Origin of the sequence: Termitidicoccus mucosus, from assembly GCF_038725785.1 — a bacterium.
GTDB lineage: Bacteria > Verrucomicrobiota > Verrucomicrobiia > Opitutales > Opitutaceae > Termitidicoccus > Termitidicoccus mucosus.
On the sequence record NZ_CP109796.1, the window covers coordinates 4,411,304 to 4,429,334 of the forward strand.

Here is an 18,031-nt window from a genome sequence, read left to right on the forward strand (position 1 = left end):
CCCGTGCGGTTGGCGGGATTAGGCCCGTAAGCCGACGCCGTGCCAGTGCTGACGGTGGAGGTGAGGGTGATTGTTGGCGGCGGTGTTGGTGTTGGCGGAAATGAGGATGTTGCCGTAGCTGCCGTTGATGAAGAGCGAGCCGTTGCTGGCGGCAGTGACGTTGATGGCGCCGCCGTAGCCGTCGGCGGTGTTCACGTTGTTGGAGGGCTTGAGCAGGGCGGCGACGCCGGAAGTGCTGAAGGTGAGGTTGCCGTTGTTGACCGTGATGAGGGCGCTGGTGCGGGATACGGAGGACGAGCCGGTGAAGGTGCCGCCGGCGCCGAGCGTGTAGGTCTGGCTGCTGTTGAATATTGTGGTGGTATTGACTGTCTGCGCCCGCAGACCGGCAGAGCCCGCGAGACCAAGCATGACAATCGGCCAGGCCAAAAGGGTGGCTTTCATAGAAAAATTAGACTGCTTTGTTATGATGAGGGCAGCGGGATGGGCCGATGCCGGGGCTGGTATTTGTTGTAGTAGTCGATTGCGCACGAAGCGCGAAAAGGGGGAAAAAACCATATACGAGGGGAGTCGTGAAAATTGCTCATAGTATGGAATAATGTATTGATTAGTAAAATTTTAACAAAATGAATATTTCTCCTGACATAAGTCAATCTCTTTGCATAAGCATAAGTAGTGAAGGATGCAGCCGGAGGTGGTATCAGCCAAACGCAGCCATGCAGCGACTGGGATCGCAGGTGAATAAATTAAAAAAAAATTTAAGGATTCGAAAAATTTCTGCGCACGCACTCATTCGATTGGCTCATTAAATTTTTGTCTGTCCCAGATGGTTTTGTCCGCCCTGCACACCTTGCCCCGCCGGGCTGTGGAAATTCGAATCCCCTGCCTGCGTGACCACTCTCACGGGCGCGGGGCGTCGCACCTTGGAGCGTCTGAGGATGCCGAGGTCTTCCGGCGGGACGCATCTGCCGCCGCCCGTCTGCATCCGCAGCCCGACGAGTTCTTCCTCGTCGAGTTGGAGGGTGGGTATCTCCCTCAAAACGGAATCGAGCACCCGCGCCCGCGCCTGATAATACAAACCCCTTCTGGCATAAACCACGCCCTTGATGATGATTTGGGCGCCGCTGGCCAGACGCCCGCGCACGACAAAGCTGTACCGCGCCATGGGCAGCGTGTCGATCAGCACCGGCTCCCGCACGCCCTCCGGCGGCGCGGGGTTTTGGTTTTGGCCCGCGCCACCTGCTGTCTGTCCGGTTTCCATCGCCTTCGTTTACCAGAGCCGGCGGTAACCGAGGTTGATGCTCCAGGGACGCTCGTAGGCGGCGGCGCGGGCGTATTCGTAGTCCAGATACAACTGGCTGAGGTCGTTGACGCGGTAGCTTGCGCCGAGGCCGAACTCGACGCGCTTGCCGTCGAAGTCGGCGCTGAACGTCTTGCCGTGGGCGGTGATGCCGCCGCCATTGGAATCGACCGCGACGGCGGCAAGCTTGCCGTAGGGATGCCACCGGCTGCCGCGGAACTGGCGGCCAAAACGCAGGAGCGCGCGGTATTGCCAGGTCTCGGAATCGTCCACGCGCACCTTGATCGCGCGCTGGTCGGGGGTGGCGCGGGTGTCGTAGGCGGCGCGGCCCAGCCAGAGCACCGAGGCCTGCGCGGCGGGCTCGAGCCACCAGCCGTCGGCGCGTTGCAGGCGGCGGCCCGCCTCCACGCTCAGGCTCAGGCCTTTCACGTTGTAGTCGCCGTGCGTCACGCGTCCGTTGGCGGCGCGGGCGTCGAACTTGTTTTTATACCGGTCGAAGCGTCCGACCGCGTCGAGGAACCAGCCGTCCGCGCGCAGGAGCGTGGCGTAGGCGCCGACGCCGACATTGCGGGTCTCGCCGGTGCCGGCGTTGTCGAACTTGCGGCTGACGCCGCCCATGTCGATGAAGCCGCCGAGGAGGTTCGCGCCGGTCTCCGTCTCGAACGTCCGGTCGAGGCCGGCGGTCATGCCGTAGCCGTGCTGCTCGAAGGCCATGCCGGAGACCCGGTTCGCGGCGTCGAGGCGGTAGCCGCGCGAGCGCACCCAAATGTTGCCGGAGGCGTTGCCTCTTTTTATGGCGGCGGCGTTGCCGCCGTCAAGGGAGGCGAGGTTTTCGGCGCGGAGGTCGCCGAGGCGCAGGTGGAGGCTGTCGAGCGCGCTGGCCCAGTCGAGCGCGAGGGAGGAGGCGGTGCTGAGGATCGCGTCGGCGGCGTGGCTGAGCCCGGCATCGGTCAGATACCACATGTTGGGATCGGGGATGTAGGCGCTGCGGTCGCCGCGCATGAGTTCGAGCGAGGTGAGCTCGGTCTCGATGCGACCGCCGACGAGGGTGAAGGTGCTTTGCGTGCCGCCGGTGTGGATGAGCTCCAGCGCGATGTTCGGGCCGGCGGGCTCGGTGCCGTTGGTGGCGAGGTGCACGTTGTGCGTGCCGGCGCCGTCGTTCGTGATGTCGAGGAAGTTCGCGATGGTGGCGGCGCGGGCGATGGTGCCGGAAACGCTCCCGCCCAGGCCGGAGAGGTCCGCGTTCAGGTAAAAATTACCCGAAGTGTTGCCGAGGGTCGCGATGGCAGCCGCGCCGGTCGGGTTCGTGGCGGAGAAGGCGAGCGCGCCGCCGTTCATTTGCAGCGTGCCGAAGCTGTAGCCGCCGGCACCGAGCACGAGCGCGGCGTTCGCGTCGAGCGTGGTGTTCGCGATCTGGTAGGCGGCGGGATTGTTTTCAAGGAACAGCGTGGCGTTGGTCACGAGGTGCGTGCCCGCGCCGGAGAGCGCGTTGCGCAGGACGCCGGTGAAGGCTTTCTGCTCAAAGGTGCCGCCGGAGGCGACGTCAATGGCGGCGTCGCCGAGGGCGTTTTCGTGCGTGGCGGTGACGCGCGCGCCGGCGGCGATGCTGCCGGTGCCGTGGAAGCCGGCGCTGTCGCGGCCGAGCGTGACGGCGCCGCCGGCGGCGTGGAACAGGCCGTAACCGGAGAGCGTGTTTTGCAGCGCGCCGGTGGCGTCGGTGCGCAGCGTGCCGTCGGGCTGGATGTCGATGTCGCCGGTGCCGAGGCCGGCGGTGTTTGCCAGATGCGCGGTCGCGCCGGAGCCGATGTTGGTTTGCGCGGTGTAGCCGGGGTTCGCGCGGTTGACCGTCAGCGTGCCGCCGGCGAGGGTGAGCGCGCCGGTGCCGGTGAGGTGGCCGGCGATGAGGCCGCCGCCGGCGATGGTTTGCAAGCGGCCGTTAAGGTCGAAGGCGCCGAGATCGGCGATGTCGAGCCGCCCTGTGTAACCGAGGGCGTGGTCAACGCCGGCGACGACGGTGCCGCCGAGGATCGTGCTCGTGCCGGTGTAGGTGTTCGCGCCGGCGAGGGTGAGCGTGGAGCCGGTCGTGTAGGTGACGGAGCCGGCGCCGGTGAGCGCGGCGGAAAGGGTGCTGTCGGTCGCGCCCGCGTCGGTGAGCGCGAGCGTGGTGCCGCTCTTCACGTTCAGCTCGGCGAGCACGTAGTCGTAATACAGACCGCCCGTGCCGGTGTGGGCGCTGGCGCTGCCGCTGGTTTGCGCGGTGTAGTTGTAGATGGCCAAAACCTCGTCGTGCTCGATCACCTGGCCGTTCTCAAGCGCGGTGCCGTCGGCCTTGTGGATGGCGACCTGGCGCGGCGCGGCCTCGGCGAGCGTGCCGGCGGCGACGAGCAGCGTGGCGTTGTCGGTGAGGTTGTCCTGGTCGAGCCAGTTCTTTTGCTGCGTGGCGTCGCTGATCGCGGCCGTGCCGCCGGTGTAGTTTTCGAAAACGACGGTGCTGGCGAGGTCGGCGACGGAGAGCGTGCCGACAGTGAGGACCTCCTCGGGGTCAACGCCGTTCATCGGCAGCCAGAGCGCGCCGCCGTCGAGGGTGAGGCCGCCGAGCCGGCGGGTCTCGTTCGCGGCGTGGAGCGCGCCGCCGGCGTCGAGCCGGAGCGTGGCGTTGGCCAGCGCGGCGGCGTTGAACGCGTGCGCGGCGTTCGTGCCGAGGGTGAGCGCGGTGTTCGCCAGCGCGACGGTGCCGGCGAAGTGCGTGCCGGTCGTGGCAACGAAGTCGAACGCGCCGCCGGCCGACTCGACGGCGAGCAGGCCGGAGCCGGTGAGCACGTGGATGAAGGTCGTCGCGGTCGTGGCCAGTTCGCCGGTTTGCGCGATGTTCACGGCGGCGGTCGCGCCGCCGATGTTGTCGTTGGTGGTGATGGCGGCGGTGCCGGTCACGGCGAGCGTGCCGGTGAAGCTTGTGTTCGTCCCGGCAAGGGCGACGCTGCCGCTCACGAGGTTCACGCCGGTGCCACTGAGGGTGTTGGCGAAGGCGCCGGTGCCGCTGAGCGCGAGCGTGGAGCTGTTCGCGATTGTTGCGGTGCCGAGGCCGTCGAGGTTGCTCGCGAGGGTCAGGGTGCCGGCAAGGATGCCGGCGCTCCCGGTAAAGGCGTTCGACTGCGAGATGGTGAGGTTGCCCGCCGCTTCCTTCACAAACGTGCCGCTGCCGGCGAGCTTGTTGGCGAGGGTTTCGTTCGCGGTGTTGGCGATGGTGAAGAGGCCGGCGAAGAGGAGGTCGGCGGCGCCGAGGTTCGCGGTCGAGCTCGCGCTCAGCGCGTTGCCGGCGGCGATGTTCCATTCGCCACTGAGCGTGTTCGTGCCGGTGAGGGCGACGCTGCCGCTGTTTACCAGCGCGACGGTGCCGGTGCCGGCGATGGTTTTCGCAAGCGTGCCGGTGGCGCCGTCGAGCCGGACGAGGCCGCCGGCGGCGAGCGTGCCGCTGTCGCCGAGGGCGGAGGTGTTGTGGAGGATGGCCGTGCCGGTCACGCCGACACTGGCGGCGAAGGCGGCGTTCGTGCTGGTGATGTCCAGCAGGCCGGTGACGCCGAGCGAGCCGGACGCCGCGCCGAGGAGTTTTCCGGCGATGCTGCCGCTGGCAAGGGTTTGCGAATGGGTGTTGAGGTCAAAGGACGCAAGGGACGCAAGGGACAAAAAGGCCGTGCGGCCGAGGGCGTCGTCGGCGCCGGCGATGACGGTGCCGCTGGCGATGGTCGTCGTGCCGGTGTGACTGTTGCTGTGGCTGAGCGTGAGGGCGCCGGCGGAGGCGACGAGCTCCAGGTTGCCCGCGCCGGTGATTTCGGCGGCGAGGGTGTGGTCGGTCGCGCCCGCCGTGGTGAGCGTGAGCGTGGTGCCGCTCTTGATGTCGAGCACGGTCAGCGCGTAGTTGTAATACAGGCCGGCGGTCGCGCTGCCGACGACGCTGAACGCGGTCGAGGCGCTGGCGGTCACGCCGGTGTAATCGTAGGTGGCCACCACGTTGCCATAGTCGATCTGCCGCCCGCCCGCGAGCGCGGAGCCGCTTTCGGTCGTGAGGGCGATTTGTTTGTTGTCGGAGCCGGGGGCGAGCGTGTCGGCGGCGACGAGCAGCGTCGCGGTATCGTTGATCGAATCCTGGTCGAGGAAGTTTTTCGCCGGATCCGCGCCGGTGGAGTCAACCGTGCCCGAGTTGGCGTAGCCTTTGAAGGCCACCTTCGCGGCGCTGTCCACCCAGAGCGTGCCGGTGCGCAGGACCTGCGTCGGGGCGACGCCGGTCATGTCGAGCAGCGTCACGCCGTCCGCGCCCAGGTCGAGGCCGCCGAGTTTGCGGGTCTCGGCGTTGGCCGCGAGGGTCGAGCCGTTGAGCACGCGCAGCTTGGCGCCGGCCAGCGCGAGGGCGTTGTGGTTGTGCGCGGCGCTCGTACCGAGGTGCAGCGTGGCCGCGTCGAGCTTGACCGTCCCGGCGAAGGCCGTGCCGGTCGCGGCCGTGAAGTCGAAGGTCTGGTTGTTCGTATCCACGGCGAGGACGCCGCTGCCGGTGAGCGCGTGGACAAAGGTGGTCGCGATGGTGGCCAGTTCGCCGCCGGCGGCGATGACCACCTTCGCACCGGTCGCCCCGGTGCCGCCGATTTGCGTGTTGGCGGTGATGTCCGCCGTGCCGGTCACGGCGAGCGTGCCGGTGAAGCCCGTGTTCGCGCCGCGCAGGCTCACGCCGCCACTCACGAGGTTCACGCCGGTGCCGCTGACGGCGTTGTGGAAGGCGCCGGTGCCGGCGAGGTCGAGCGTCGCGTTGTTCGCGACCGCGCCGGTGCCGGTGCCGAAGAGGTTTTGCAGGGTGAGCGTGCCGGCGGCGACAGTGCCGGTGCCGGCAAAGGCGTTCGACTGGCTGATGGTGAGGTTGCCGGCGGCGGTCTTCACGAAGGCGCCGGTGCCGGAGAGGGCGTTGCCGAGCGTCTCGTTCGCGGTGTTCGCGATGGTGAAGAGGCCGTCGAGGAGGAGGTCGGCGGCGCCGAGGTTCGCGGTCGAGCTCGCGCTCAGCGCGTTGCCGGCGGCGACGGTCCACGCGCCGCTGAAGTTGCCGTTCGCGGCGGCGAGGGCGACGCTGGAGGAGTTGGCGAGCGCAACGGTGCCGGTGCCGGCGATGGTTTTTGAAAGGGTGCCGGTGGCGTTGTCGAGGCGGACAAGGCCGGAAGCGGGCGGGCCGCCCGCGCTCCATAGGGTCAGCGTGCCGCTGTCGCCCAGCGCGGAGGTGTTGTGCAGGACGGCCGTGCCGGTCACGCCGACGCCGGCGGCGAAGCCGGCGTTCGTGCTGGTGATGTCCAGCAGGCCGGTGACGCCGAGCGAGCCGGACGCCGCGCCGAGGAGTTTTCCGGCGATGCCGCCGCTGGCAAGGGTCTGCGAATGGGTGTTGAGGTCAAAGGACGCAGGGGACGCAAGGGACAGATGGGACGTGTGGCCGAGGGCGTCATCGGCGCCGGCGATGGCGGTGCCGCTGGTGATCGTCGTCGTGCCGGTGTGGGCGTTGCTGGCGCTCAGCGTGATGGCGCTGGTCGCGGCGATTTGCAGGTTGCCCGCGCCGGTGATCGTCGCGGTGAAGTCGGCCCCGCCGGCGGGCGCGGCGGTGTCGTCGCCGGAGAGCGTGGTGGTCTGGTTGGCGAGCAGGTCGAGCTGCGTGAGGCGGTAGGCGGCGGAGAGGCCGGGGCCGCCGGTGGCGTAGTCGAGCGCCTGCGTGTAGGTCGCCGTCGCCGTAACGGTGCTGCCGGCGTCGCGCACGGCGGCGGTCGTCGTGCCGCCCCCGGCGAGGGTCAGGTTCGTGCCGGTGGTGGAATACGCGTTCACGAGGCGCACCAGCGTGGCCTCGTCCTGCCGGAGCAGGTTCTTGTCCAGCAGGCCGGTCGTGCCGGTGAGCGCGTTGGTGTTCGTGACGGTGATCGTGCCGCTGACGCCGTCGAGCGTGTCGGTGAGGATGACGCCGTCGGCTTGCGCGCCGGTCGTGTGGGCGAAGATGACGTTCGCGCCGTCGATGGTCAGGCCGCCGGGATTGCCGCTGCCGAGGCGCTGTGTGCCGGTGGCGACCGTGGTCGTGTTGGCCGTGCCCAGCACCACGGCGGCGTTGGCCAGCGCGTTGTTGTCGAGCGCGTAGGCGCCGGTCCCGAAGAGCGCGGTGCCCGTGAAGCCGGAGGCGGTCGCGGCGGAGTTGAAGCTGAAGGCGTCGGTCGCGTTGTTCAGCGTCACGTGCAGCAGGCCGGTGCCGCTGAGGGTGTTGCCAAGGGCGTTGCTGCCGGTGGCCACGCGCAGGACTTTTTCCGTCGCGCCGGAGCCGGTGCCGACCACGACCGCGCCGGTGCCGAGCGCGCCGGGATTCGTCATCACGAGGGTGCCGTCGAGGATGCTGAGCGTGCCGGTGGTGGTGTTCGCCCCGGCGAGGGTGAGCGTGCCGGCGCCGGCCTTTTCGATGGCGTGCGTGCCGGTGAGCGTCGTCGCGATGGTGGCGCCGGCGGTCATGTTGAAGACGACGGCGGAGGTGCCGCCGGTCGTGAGCGTGCCGCCGGTGAGGAGGTAGCCTTCCGCCTTGAATTGCGCGCCGCTGAACCAGATCGTGCCGCCGGTGAAGCTGCCGGCGGGGGTGTTGTCCACCGTCACCGTGCCGGCGGAGCCGCCGAAGATCGCGAAGCCGGCGTCGGCGGCGGGCGAGCCGAGCCATTCGCCGTTGGGCGCGCCGTTGCTGCCGCTCCACGCGGTGTAGGCGCTGTTCGCGCCGGGCGCATACCACGTGCCGCTGCCGCCGTCGGGGTCGCCGGTGTTCGTCCATTTTGAGGAGTCGCCGCCGTCCCAGTAGTTGAAGTAGCCGAAGTCGTAGAGCAGCTTGACCCAGCCGGTCTCGGCCGTGCTGACGAGGTATTTGCCCGCGTCGGGCAGCGCGCCGACGGACGTGCCGTTGAACACGCCGAGGGCGATGTTCGCGGCGCCGCCGGAGAGCGTGCCGGTGCCGGCGGTGCCGTAGTGGATGAGGTCGTATTCGCCCTTCGCGAGGGCCGCGCCGGTGGAGGTGATGTTCAGCGTGCTCGTGCCGGCCAGCACGAGGTCGCCGCCCACGTTGACGAGGTCGTTGCCGGTGGCCACGATGTGGCCGGGGTTGGTGATGGCGTTAAGATCGAAGTCGAGGATGGCGGAGGTGAGCACGAGGTCGCCGAAGGTGGAGAGCGTGCCGGCGCTGTTGCCGGGCGCGAGGTGGCCGCCGGCGTTGACCATGACCAGGCCGCCGAGCGTGCCGCCGCCGCCGAGCGTGCCGCCGGCGGAAACTGTCAGCGCCGAGGCCGCGGTACCGAGCAGGCTGTTCACGCGCAGCAGGCCGCTGTCGACGCGGGTCGCGCCGGCGAAGGCCGAGCCGTCGCCGCGGTAGTCGATGCTGGCGTTGTCGATCACGCGCAGCGTGCCGGTGCCGGCGAGGGTGTTTGCGAGCGTGCCGGTGAGGCCGGAGAGTTCAAGGGACGCAAGGGACTCAATGGACGCAAGGGACTGGCCGAGCGCGCCGAGGTGCGTCGCGCGCAGCGTCCCGGCGGTGACGAGGGTGGTGCCGGTGTGGGCGTTGCTCGCGCTGAGGATGAGCAGGCCGTCGCCGGCCTTCGTGAGCGTGTCGCCGGCCCAGTTGTTTTTGGCGGGATTGGCGGTGGTGTCGCTGAGCGCGATGTCGAGCTCGAAGACGCTGCCGGTGGCGACGGTGAACGTGCCGTGGGCGTGCGTGCCGCCGGCGCGCCAGGAGAGTTCGCGCCCGAGCACGTAGTCGAGGCCGTCGGCGCTCTTGCGGGCGCCTTGGAAAATATAGTCCGGCGTGGTCGCGTCCGCGCCGACGACGGTGGCGAAGTCGCCGGCGATGCCGGCGGCGGTGTGGATGAGCGTGTGCGTGGTGCCGGCACCGAGGATGGCGGTGGCGAGCGTGCCGCTGAACGACTCGGGCGTGTAGCCGCTGACGGCGAGCGTGCCGCCGTAGAGGAGGGCGCTGTCAGCCGTGACAAACGCGCCGCGCGTGCCGGAGGTCGGCAGCGTCAGCGTCAGCGTGGAGAGGGTGTTTTGCTGGTATTGGGCGCCGACGGCGACGCTGCCGCTGCCGGCGATGGCGAGCGCGCCCGTGCCGTTGAGGCCGAGGATGAGGTCGCCGTTGTTTTGCCAGAAGCCGGTGCCGCTGACGCCCACGGAGCCGGAGTTGCCGGGAAGGCCGATGGCGGCGCGGGCGCTGATGACGGTGCCGCTGTCCTTGATGTCGAGCGCGCCCGAGCCGCCGTTGCCGACGTAGAGGTTGCCGGAGTTGTCCCACACGGCGGTGCCGGAAACGCTGACGCTGCCGGTGGCGCCGGAGCCGATGGTGGCGTCGGCGTTGGTGACGGTGCCGCTGCCGTCGATGGTGAGGACGCCGGCGCCGAAGCCGCCGACGATGAGGTTGCCGCGATTTTCCCAGAGGGCGGAGCCGCCGACGCCGACGGAGCCGGAGGAGTTGGCGGCGTCGCCGATGTAGGCGTTGGTGTTGGTGACGATGCCGCTGCCGGTGATGGCGAGGAAGCCGGCGCCGGTGCCGCCGACGTGGAGGTTGCCGCGGTTTTCCCAGAGGGCGGTGCCGCCGACGCTGACGCTGCCGGTGGAGCCGGCGGCGGCGCCGACGAAGGCGTTGGCGTTGATGACGGTGCCGCTGTTGGCGAGGGTGAGGACGCCGGTGCCGCTGTCGCCGACGAGGAGTGCGCCGTTGTTTTCCCAGAGGGCGGAGCCGCTGACGCTCACGGTGCCGGAGGAGTTGACGCCGTCGCCGATGCGGCCGGTGGTGTTGATGACGGTACCGCTGCCGTCGAGGGTGAGCGCGCCGGTGCCGTCAAAGCCGACGATGAGGGGGCCGGAGTTTTGCCAGAGGGCGGAGCTGCTGACGCTCACGGAGCCGAAGGCGCCGGGGGCGCCGCCGATGACGCCGACGGTGCTGATGACGATACCGCTGTCCTTGATGGCGAGCGCGGCGGTGCCTTGTTCGCCGACGATGAGTGAGCCGTTGTTTTGCCAGAGGGCGGAGCCGCTGACGCCGACGGAGCCGGAGGAGTTGGCGCCGGCGCCGATGACGCCGACGCCGTTGACGACGGAGCCGCTGCCGGCGATGGTGAGCGCGCCGGTGCCGTAGCTGCCGACGTAGAGGATGCCGCTGTTCCGCCAGAGGGCGGAGCCGGAGACGCCGACGCTGCCGCTGGAGCCGGCGGCGGCGGCGATGATGCTGTCGCCGGCGACGGTGACGGTGCTGCTTTCGGTGAGGGCGAGCGCGGCGGCGCCGGTGTCGGCGATGGTGAGGTCGCCGGTCATGTCCCAGAAAGCGGCGGGGACGCCGCTTCCACCTTGGAGGACGATCCCGCCGGCCTCGATGAGGCCGGCGGCGCTGGCGATCGTGCCGGTGAGGGTGAGCGTGGCGGCGCCGGTCTTTTGCAGCGTGCCCGTGGCGGCGGTGATGGCGCCGGCGTAGGCGGTGTCGAGGGAGGAATTGAGAACCAACAATGAAGAATCAAGAATGGTTCCGCTGGCGGCGGTGCTGGCGAGGTTGTTGAGCGTCTGCGTGCCGGTGGCGGCGATGACGCCGTCGTTGACCACCGCGGTGCTGCTGGCGATGGCGTTGGCGGCGGCGAGGGCGAGGGTGCCGCCGGTCACGGTCGTCGGGCCGGTGTGCTGGCTGGCGGTTTCGAGGCGCAGCGTGCCCGCGCCGCTCTTCGCGAGCGCGCCGGTGCCGCTGAGGGTGCCGGTCACGGTCAGCGTGTCGCCGGCGGCGGCGATATCGAGGCCGCCGCCGCGGATGACGCCGTTGCCGCTGAAGGTCGCGCTGCCGACCAGTCCCAGCGTGCCGCCGAGGGTGTACGTGTTCGCCAGCAGGCGGTCCGTCCCGCCGGTGTCGAGCGCGCCGCCGTTGAAGGTCAGCGCGCTGCTGCCCAGCGCGGCGGCGTCGCCCATGCGCACCGTGCCGGCGTTCAGGGTGAAGCCGCCGTTGAACTGGTTCGCGGCGTTGAAGACCACCAGACCCGCGCCTTCCTTGCTCACCGCGCGGCCGTTGGCCATGATGGTCTTTGCGAAGGTCAGCGTGCCGGTGTCGGCATTGGTGATTTCGAGGTTTTTGCCCAGGCGCACCAGCGCGTCGATGACGACGGAGTTCTTGTTCGTCATCTGGATGAACGTCGCGCCGGATGTCCGGTCGAAGGTCAGGTCGCGGCCGCTGCCGGCGTCGGAGATCGTGTAGTTGTCCGCCGTGCTGCTGCTCAGCACCAGGCCGCCCAAGATCACGGTTTGCGCCAGTTCCACCGTCTTGTTGTTCAAGCCGGGGTCGAGGTTCGCGAACACCGCCACCGCGTCCACCGCGCTCGGCGTGCTGTTCGGCTCCCAGTTGAGCATGTCGTTCACGTGCCAGAGGTTCGTGTTGTTGCTGCCGCTCCACTCCGCGCCGGAGCCTATCGGGACGAGTTCCAGCAGCCCGAGGTAGTTGCGGGTCGCGCGCGCGCCGGGCAGGTAGTTCACGCCGGGGGTCACGTCGGTGAACGTGATCGCGTTGAGCAGCGCACCGGAGGGCGCGGCGTTCGCAAATTGCAGCCGCGTGACGCCGCCGCCGGCCAGTTCGCCGTCCCAGTTGGCGACGAGGAGCGAGCCGCTCCACGCGGGCGTCGCGCCGCCGAGGGTAAGCACGCCGGTGCCGTGCAGGTCGATGGTGGCGGCGGTGCCGGAGAGGTGGAGGAGCGCGCCGGAGAGCATGGCCTCGGCGCCGGCGGCGATGTCGAGCGTGACGTTGTCGCCGAGCGTGAGCTGCGCGAGGCCGGGCGAGGTCACGCTGCCGAGGGTGAGCGTGCCGCCGGTGTAGTCGAGGTTTGCGGCGTCGAGCTTGCCGCCGGTCCAATTAAACGCGCCGGCTTGCAGCCTGAACTCGCCGCCGGCGACGATGTTTGCACCGGCGAAGGTGACGGTGCCGCTGGCGTTTTGCACGAGGTCGCCCGCGATGTTCAGGTAGCCATGGTCGTTGCCGGTGATGACCATGCCGCCGTCGGGGTTCAGGTGCGCGACCACGCTGCCGCCGGTGACGGCGCCGCTGGCCTGAGTGACGTTCACGTTTGCGGTGTGGGCCGTGCTGTTGCCCTCCAGCACGAGGTGGCCGGCGAGGAACACGCTGCCGGTGGTGATGAGCTCCAGCGTGCGCTTGTAGGCGCCGCTGACGAAGCTGACCATGCCGGTGCCGAAATAGTTTTCGCCCGCGATGTTTTTGCCGAGCGAGATGCTGCCGTCCACCGCGTCGGCGGAGAGCGTGCCTTGGGCGAGCCGGGTGTCGCCGGTGTAGGCGTTGCTGCCGCTCATGAGCCAGAGGGTGCCGGTGCCGCTCTTCGTGAGGCCGCCCGCGCCGGTGAGGGAGAAGTCCGGCCCGAAGGCGGCGGTGCCGCCGTGGACGATGATGGTTTTGTCGCTGGCGAGGGCCATCGTCTGCGCGGGGTTGAGCGTCAGCAGGCCGGCGCGGCCGTCGAGGCTGACGTAAGTGCTTTCGAAGCGCAGCGGGTTGGCCAGCGTGACGGGGCCGCCGTGGCTGGCGACCTTGGCCACGGCGCTGCTGCCGGCGAAGGAGAAGGTGCCGGTGCCGAAGGCGTGGTCGTTGGCCACGGCGAGCGTCATGCCGGCGTTTAGCCGGGTGTTGCCGGTGTAGGAGTTTGAGCCGAGGAAGATCATCGTGCCGCTGGTGCTGTCGTAATCGCCAAACCACCAGTTGCCCGCGCCGGTGATGTCGTGCCCGTCCTCGATGGTCATGACCACGCCGGCCTCCAGCGTGAAGCGCGCGCCGCTGATGTCACCGGTGTCCATGAGGCGCGTGGAGTGGCCGGCGGCGAGGGCGAGGGTGCCGCTGCGGACGATCGTGCGGTCGCCGGAGAAGGTGATGTCGTTTTCCAGGCGGCGGCTGCCGCCGAGCAGGTCGAGGTAGGTGATGCCGAGGCCGGTGAAGGCGAGGGTGCCGGTGCCGAAGGCGGTGTCGCTGCCGACACCGATGTATTGCTCGTAGAAGGTGCTGCCGCCTTTGCTGAGCGTGACCCCGCCGGTGAAGGTGTTGTCGCCGAGGAGATCGACACGCGTCGCGCCGGGGATGAGGAGGCCGCCCGCGCCGCCGATGTCCATGTCGAGGACGAGCCTGCTCCTGCCGCCGGTGGCGTTGCTGCTGTTGCCGCCGTTGCCGGAGAGCGTCCAGGTGCCGCTGGCGAGGGTGGCGGCGCCGGTGGTGGAGCGCAGGATGAGCGTGGCGTTGGTGTTTACGTTTTGCTGGCCGAAGAAAAGGTTGCCGGCGAGCTCGAGCCCGCCGAGGTCCACGGTGCGGGTGATGCCGGCGGCGCTGGGTTGCAGGGAATACCACATGCCCGCCGCGCCGGTGCCGATGGCGAGGGTGCCGGTGCCGAAGAGCGTGCCGTCCGCCGTCAGCATGAGGCGCGGGGCGTTGCCGCTGGTCGGGCCGTTCGGGCTGGTGGCGGCGCTGCCGATCCAGCGGAAGCCGCCCGAGAAATCACTCGTGGCGGCGCTGCCGCCGATGGCCAGCCATTTGGTGCCGCCCGGGGCCGAGTTGACGAGGGTGATGCCGCCGGGGCCGCTGATTTTGTTGTTCAGGGCGGCTTGCATGTTGTTCGGGGTGGCGAGGGCGGAGGTGAGCAGCAGGTCGCTGTCGAGCTGCCACGCGGCGGTGAAGGTGGGGATGTTGCCGTTGACGAGCCTCAGCGCGGCGGTGCCGGTGGGGTCGCTGAAGCGCAGGGTGCCGGAGCCGCCGAGGGTGAAGATGGCGTTGGCGTGGGAGATTTCGAGCGTGCCGACGGTGAACGCGCCGTCCACGAGGATGGTTTTGCCGCTGAGCGCGTTGTCCATGTTGCGGATGGCGGCGTAGGTGCCCGCGCCGTCGGGGGCGCCGCCGAGCCAGTCGGCGTCGGCGCCCCAAGCGGAGCCGGTGAAGGCGGCGCCGGGGTTGCCCGACCATTCGCGGGCGGTGTCGCCGGTGGGGGCGAGATACCACTTGCCCGCGCCGCCGTCGTAGAGCCATTCCGCGCCGGGAGTGTAGCCGGTGAAGGCGATGCGGTCGAACTGGGCGCCGTTGACGGCGGTGTCGCTGACGTAGACGTAGGTGTCCGTCACGCCGGCGGCGCCGGTTTTGTTCCAAGTGCCGGAGGTGTTGGCGATGTTGAGCTGGTGCGTGGGCAGCCACGCGCCCGCAGAGGTGCCGCTGAGCCGGAGGAAGGTCATCGTGGCGTGGTCGCCAAGGAAGAGGCCGGCGTTGCCGGACAACTGCAAAACGCCCAGGTCGTCGTGGTGCGTGCTCGCGGCGGCTTCCAGCACGCCGCCGGTCATGTAGGTGACGTTGAAAGTGCCGCTCTGGTTCAGGATCAGCCGGCCGCCATTCATGTTCAGGCTGCTGCCGCTCACCATCGTGTCGAGGATGGCGGTGCCGTTGTTGCCTTTGAGCAACTGTCTGAGGCCCGTCACCGCCGAGCCGGTGAACCACGTGGTGCCGGTGCTCACATCGTTGTAGAATGCCATCGAGGGAAAATTCGCCCACGCGATGCCGTCGTTCACCACCGTGCCGGTCAGGTAAAGGGACAGAGTGGCGCCGTTGAGGGTGCCGGTGTCCTGGAGCAGGACTGTGGTGTTTGCGCCGCCGCCGTTGATACGCAGGTTGCCCGGCCCGTTGACCGTGCCGCGCACTTCGGAGGTGGAGTTGTTGGACAGATACATCATGACCTCGCCGGCGGTGATGTTGATGTCGCCGCTGCCGAGGTAGTTCCGGCCCGCGACGGAGCCGCCGATGACGATGCCGCCCGCGCCGGCGTTGGTGCTGATGTAGCCGCTTTGGGCGAGGGTCAGGCCGCCGCTGAAGGTGTTGTTCGCGCTGAGCAGGTGGAGCGCTCCCATGGAGCCGTTTTTGACGAGCGCGCCGGTGCCGGTGAGGTTGGTGGTGGCGCTGAAGGTGACGGACTGGTTCCAGACGACGTTGCCCGGCGCCTCGTTGACGGTGATGGTGCGGGTGCCGGTGAGCTCGACGTCGCCGCCGTAGCCGAAGGTGAGGTAGCTGGCGGTGAAGTCGCCGTTGAGGACGAGGGGATTGGTGACGGTGACGATGGAGCGGGCGCTGGTGACATAGATGTTTCCGCCCAGAATCCTGCCGCCGTTAATGGTGAGCGTGCCGGTGCCGGGGCGGGCGGTGGAAAGGCTCATCTGGCTGCCGGGATTCAAGACCGTGCCGCCTTCGTAGGTGTTGTTGGTGCCGTAGAGATTAAGGTTGTGGTTGACGATCAGCGCCCCGGAACCGGAGATGTTGCCGCCAAACTCCTGCTGGCCAAACAGGGTCAAGTCGCTCTTGAGCACGGAGCCCGCGCTGTAAACGTAAACCGAGCCGCCGTTGTTCCGCGCCACGGCCGCGCTGCCCGACACGCCGCTGTCCCAGACGATGGTGCCGTTGGAGACGGTTCGGCCGGTGGTGTCGTTGGACACGTTGGTGATCAACTGTCCCCAAGTGACGGTGGAGCCGCCGAGGTTGAGGTCGGTTCTGACGCCGGCGTTAATGACGGCGGTGACGCCGGGGTGGTTGGGGATTTCCATGCCGGCGGCGTTCGTGCCGGTGCCCCAGTTGCGGTAGTCGAAGTAGTTGGCGTTAACGCTGTGCCAGGTGCCGGTGAGGAAGGCGGCGGGTTTGTATTCGTTGGCAACGCTGCCGGGGGCGGTGTCGGCGACGACGCCTTTTTCGAAGCCGTAAACCCAGACGTCGTCGGGATTGACGGTGGAGCCGGGGGCGAGGACGAGGCGGTCTTGGGTGGCGGCGCTGCCGTCGAGGAGGTGGGAGACGGGGTTGCCTTCGTAGTTGAGGATGTTGACGTCGCCGGTGTTGCCGCCGGCGAGGATGAGGGTGTTCGCGCCGGCGCCGGAGCCGGGCGCGCCCATGTCGAGGCGGAGGAAGGCGAGGTTGCCGACCTTGATGTTGCCGATGCCCTGGTCGTAACCGCCGAGGTGGAGGGTGGCGACGTTGTAGTAGGGGTTGCCCAGGAGGTCGGAGTAGCCGGCGAGCACCCCGATGTCGGCGGCGAGCTGGTTCGCTTTGCGGAGGAGGACGGTTTGCGAGAGCGCGCCGGTGGAGGTGATGCCGAGCGCGAGGGTGCCGGAGAGGGAGAGGTCGGCGGTGGCGCCGAGGTCGAGGGTGCCGGAGCGGAAGAAGAGGTTTGCCGCCGAGAGCGAGGCGACGGTGTCGGCGATGCGGAGGGAGCCGGGGCCGGTCTTGGTGATGTCGCCGAGGCCGGAGATGGCGGTCGCGCCCGCGCCGGAGATGGTCTGGACGGTGGCGGCGGTGGCGCCGGTGCCGGATTCGAGGAGGAGGCTGGGGGCGCGGGTGATGACGCCGGAGAGGTAGGTGAAATCAAGGCCGGAGAGGCGCAGCGTGCCGGAGACGGCGGGTGTGGCGCCGCCGGCGAGGGTGCCGCCGGCGAGGATGAACGCACCGCCGGTGTGGTCGGTGGCGTTTTTGAGGATGTCCACGCGGGAGTTGCCCTCGAGGGTGAGGGCATGGCCGGAGAGCTGGACGGTCTGGTTCGCGGCAGAGGTGAGGATTTGGAGGACGGTGGTGTTGCCGGTGAGCGAGGTGTCGCCGATGCCGAGGTTGTTTTGCCCGGCGGCGAGCGCGCCGAGGGTGATGCCGCCGCCCGCGCCGGCGGCGAGGGTGGTCTCGGTGCGGCCGCCATTGAGGAGCAAACCGCCGTCGAAGGTGTTGTCGGTGTTGGTCAGGCGGAGGATGCCGGAGCCGTTTTTCACGATGGAGCCGCCGGTGCCGATGATCGCGCCGTTGAGGGTGGCGACGGCGGTCTGGAAATTGGTGGAGAGGTCGAGGGTGTGCGCGCCGAGATCAACGGGGCCGTTGAGGGTGAGCGTGGACGGGTAGCCGTCGGCAGGATCGGCGAGGAAGAGGCCGAGATTCGATGCGAGAGCGATGGTGGAGGAGACGGCGAGGTGGTGGTTGTTCTCGACGCGCCAGATGGCGGAGGAGGCGCCGCCGCTGTCGAAGGTGATGAGGCCGCCGTCGAAGGTGAGGCTGGTGGCGGTGGCAGTGCCCTGCTGTCCGCTGATGAGCAGCGCGCCGAGGGTGACAGAGCCGGCAAGGGTGACGGCCTTGTCGCCGGGCACGGCGAGGGCGTTGAACACGGCGACGTCGCCGGGGGCGTTCGGGACGGGGCCGACCCAGTTGGCGGCGGCGGCCCAGGTGCCGGAGGAGGCATTCCATTGCGACTGCGCACGGAGGCTCGCGGGGGCGAGGGCCAGAAGCGCAGCCAGAAGGCTTGAGGATGGAAGGCGGAGAATACGGGCTATGTTCATTTTATTTTTACAATATGAAAGTGATGCTGCAGGTCATTGGCATGCTTGGCCCTTCTGCGATATCCTATGCGAAGAGACGGGGCGTGGAGCCGACGAATGCGAATGCAGGAGGTGCATGCAGTCTTGGTGTCTCACCGGCTTCAAATCGCGGCGATGCGCGATCCCCCATGTGGCCGCCGTGGATCCATACCGGCCAACATATGCCTTTTGCGCTTTGCGCAGTTATTCCGATTATAGGATTAAAACTATTTATATAACAAAAGATTACGCGGTTCGGCCCATCTCCCGGATTACTTGCAGTAGCGTTCGCGCCGCTGCGCGCGCGAGCGGCAAAACTGAACGATATTGCAAGTG

General features: G+C 68.8%; 3 protein-coding genes. All 3 read right to left on the reverse strand.

What is annotated here, in order from left to right; all coding sequences use genetic code 11:
• Positions 1-18: 18 nt before the first annotated feature.
• The 3 genes from OH491_RS15385 to OH491_RS15395 all read right to left on the reverse strand — a co-directional run bounded on the left by OH491_RS15385 (position 19) and on the right by OH491_RS15395 (position 17,677).
• Positions 19-441 (reverse strand): hypothetical protein, encoded by a 423-nt coding sequence (locus tag OH491_RS15385; protein ID WP_068773231.1) that lies wholly within the window; start codon positions 439-441, stop codon positions 19-21.
• A gap of 361 nt (positions 442-802) precedes the next feature.
• Positions 803-1,258: a hypothetical protein gene (locus OH491_RS15390; protein WP_068773230.1), complete on the reverse strand. Its 456-nt coding sequence runs from the start codon at positions 1,256-1,258 to the stop codon at positions 803-805.
• Positions 1,259-1,267: 9 nt separating this feature from the next.
• Positions 1,268-17,677, reverse strand: coding sequence for an autotransporter-associated beta strand repeat-containing protein (locus OH491_RS15395; protein ID WP_068773229.1), 16,410 nt, complete (start codon positions 17,675-17,677; stop codon positions 1,268-1,270).
• Between the last annotated feature and the right edge of the window lie 354 nt (positions 17,678-18,031).

Coding starts and splice junctions, on each gene's coding strand:
- OH491_RS15385 (WP_068773231.1), bottom strand. CDS start 441: ATGAAAGCCACCCTTTTGGCCTGGCCGATTGTCATGCTTGGTCTCGCG.
- OH491_RS15390 (WP_068773230.1), bottom strand. CDS start 1,258: ATGGAAACCGGACAGACAGCAGGTGGCGCGGGCCAAAACCAAAACCCC.
- OH491_RS15395 (WP_068773229.1), bottom strand. CDS start 17,677: ATGAACATAGCCCGTATTCTCCGCCTTCCATCCTCAAGCCTTCTGGCT.